Below are 2,676 nucleotides of genomic sequence, written 5' to 3'. Positions count from 1 at the left end.
TCGAAAACGGCGAAACACCCTTCAATGCCGCATTAAAAGGCAGCAAGGAGATTATCTTCCCGGTGATAGCAATGACGCTGACACTCGCGGTGGTTTATCTTCCTATCGGTATGATGTCTGGCCTGACAGCCGATCTTTTTCGTCAGTTTGCTTTTACCCTCGCGGCAGCTGTAATCATTTCGGGCATGGTCGCACTAACCCTGTCGCCGATGATGAGCGCCTACCTGATCAAGCCCGTCGGCAACCAGCCCAAGTGGTTTAGCAAGGTCGATAACCTGCTAAACAAACTGGCCGACAGCTACACACGTGAACTTGGCAAATGGTTCAGCCGTAAACGCATTATGGTTGCCATTGCACTGGTGCTGGTCGGATTGTCCGGTGCTGCATTTATGAAGATGCCGCAGATACTGCTGCCGACCGAAGATTCCGGCTTCATTGACGTCACCTCAACAGCACCGACGGGTGTCGGGCGACAGTACCACCTGAAGCACAATGGTGAACTCAATAGCGTTATGGCCGACAATGGTGCCATCGAGGCAAACCTGTCCTATATCGAGGGGACCCCGACAAACCATGTGATGCTCAAGCCTTGGGGTGAACGCACCCAGAGCGCTGACGAGGTGATCGCCGGACTGATAGACAAAGCCAGCAGCAATGTATCTGCCTACAGCATGTCTTTCTCGGTTCGTGCTGCTGACAACCTCAATGTGGCCAACAACCTGATCCTTGAACTGACCACCGTTGACCGCAACACTGATGCGCTAAGTGATACTGCAGACAAGGTCACCCAACTGCTGGAAGACTACCCGGGGGTAACCAATGTCAAAAACTCGGTACTTCGTGATCAGCTCAACTACGATTTGTCGATCGATCGCAATGCCATCATTCTGTCTGGTGTCAGCTACAGCGACGTCACCGATGCCCTGTCAACCTTCCTCGGCTCCGTGAAAGCAGCAGATATGCAGTCAGAAGATGGGTTTACCTACCCGATCCAGGTTCAAGTTAACCGCGAGGCACTGGGTAATTTTAACGTACTGGATAAGCTGTATGTCGGCTCGGCGTCGGGTCAGACACTGCCGCTGTCTCAGTTCGTCACCATCAAGCAGACCACGGCAGAATCAAGCTTCAAGACCTTTATGGGCAAAGATAGCGCCGAGATCACCGCTGATCTTATGCCGGGCTATACGGCCAGCAATATCAAAACCTATATCGACCAGGAAGTGCCCGAGCTACTGCAAAGTGCCCAGGGCTTCGACTATAACGGCGTGGTCAAGGAGCTGACCGATTCCCAGGCCGGAACTCAGTTACTGTTCCTGCTGGCGCTGGTCTTCGTCTACCTGATCCTCGCCGCCCAGTTCGAGAGCTTTGTCGATCCTCTGGTGATTATGCTGACCGTACCACTATGTATCGTCGGTGCGGTGCTGACCTTGACAGCATTCGGCCAGAGCATGAATATTTACTCGAAGATAGGCTTGCTAACCTTGGTCGGGCTAGTGACCAAACACGGGATCCTACTGGTCGAATTTGCCAACGAGAAGCGCAAACACGGTATGCCGGCTATCGAGGCGGCCCTGGACAGTGCCCGCTCCCGCCTTCGTCCGATCCTGATGACCTCGCTCACCATGATCCTGGGCTCACTGCCGCTGGCACTGGCATCCGGACCGGGATCGCTAGGGCGGATCAATATCGGGCTGGTACTGGTTGGCGGATTGATTACCGGGACCTTCTTCTCCCTGTTTGTCGTACCTGTCGCTTATGTGGGTATGGCTAAACTCAAAGAGAAAGACATTCTGGCGATAGTCAGAAAGTCAAACAAGCCGCAACCTTCACAGTAAGGCCTGCGAGTAAAAGCCTAGCTAAAGCTCAAAACTTCAAAACAATAAAAAAACGCCTGCAATTGCAGGCGTTTTTCTGTTTAACCGTTAGCACAACTTTCAGGTACTGCCTGCCATTATTGCTTCTCGGCCAAAATGATACGCAACGTACGACGTAACGGCTCTGCTGCACCCCATAGCAACTGATCACCCACCGTGAAAGCGTTAAGGTAATCATCACCCATTGCCAGCTTGCGCAAGCGACCAACCGGAATAGACAGTGTCCCGGTTACCTTGGTCGGGCTAAGCTCCTGAACCGTAATATCACGCTCATTCGGGATCACTTTCACCCAGTCGTTATGGGACGCAATCATTTCTTCAATTTCGTCCAACGGAACGTTCTTCTTCAGCTTCAAGGTCAGCGCCTGGCTGTGACAACGCATGGCACCGATACGGACACAGGTACCGTCAATCGGAATTGGGTTATTGTCCAAGCCAAGGATCTTGTTGGTCTCAACCGAACCCTTCCACTCTTCCTTGCTCTGGCCGTTGTCGCGCTTCACATCAATCCATGGGATCAGCGAGCCTGCCAGCGGCACACCAAACTCCTGGGCAGGGAAGTCGGCAGCACGCATTGTATCCGCTACCTTACGGTCAATATCCAGGATTGATGTTGCCGGGTTAGCCATTTCGCTAGACACCGTGTCGTTAATCACACCCATCTGGCTGATCAGCTCACGCATGTTCTTGGCACCGGCCCCCGATGCTGCCTGGTAAGTTTGAGAGGTCATCCACTCAACCAGTCCGGCCTGATAAAGGCCGCCTACCGCCATTAGCATCAGGCTGACCGTACAGTTACCAC

2 protein-coding genes are annotated in these 2,676 nt (G+C 53.1%); one reads left to right on the top strand and one right to left on the bottom strand.

The features are described 5' to 3' along the window. A partial coding sequence (locus tag MHN01_RS23835; RefSeq protein WP_239413842.1) for an efflux RND transporter permease subunit occupies positions 1 to 1,835 on the top strand: 1,835 nt, incomplete at its 5' end. Between the two features lie 116 nt (positions 1,836 to 1,951). On the opposite strand, the gene asd is transcribed toward MHN01_RS23835, so the two are convergent. Continuing rightward, positions 1,952 to 2,676 (bottom strand): aspartate-semialdehyde dehydrogenase (asd, locus tag MHN01_RS23830; protein ID WP_239413840.1); only part of this gene is annotated, 725 nt, incomplete at its 5' end.

Origin of the sequence: Photobacterium sp. OFAV2-7 (genome assembly GCF_022347985.1) — a bacterium.
GTDB lineage: Bacteria > Pseudomonadota > Gammaproteobacteria > Enterobacterales > Vibrionaceae > Photobacterium.
This window is presented reverse-complemented; position numbering and strand designations above follow the sequence as displayed.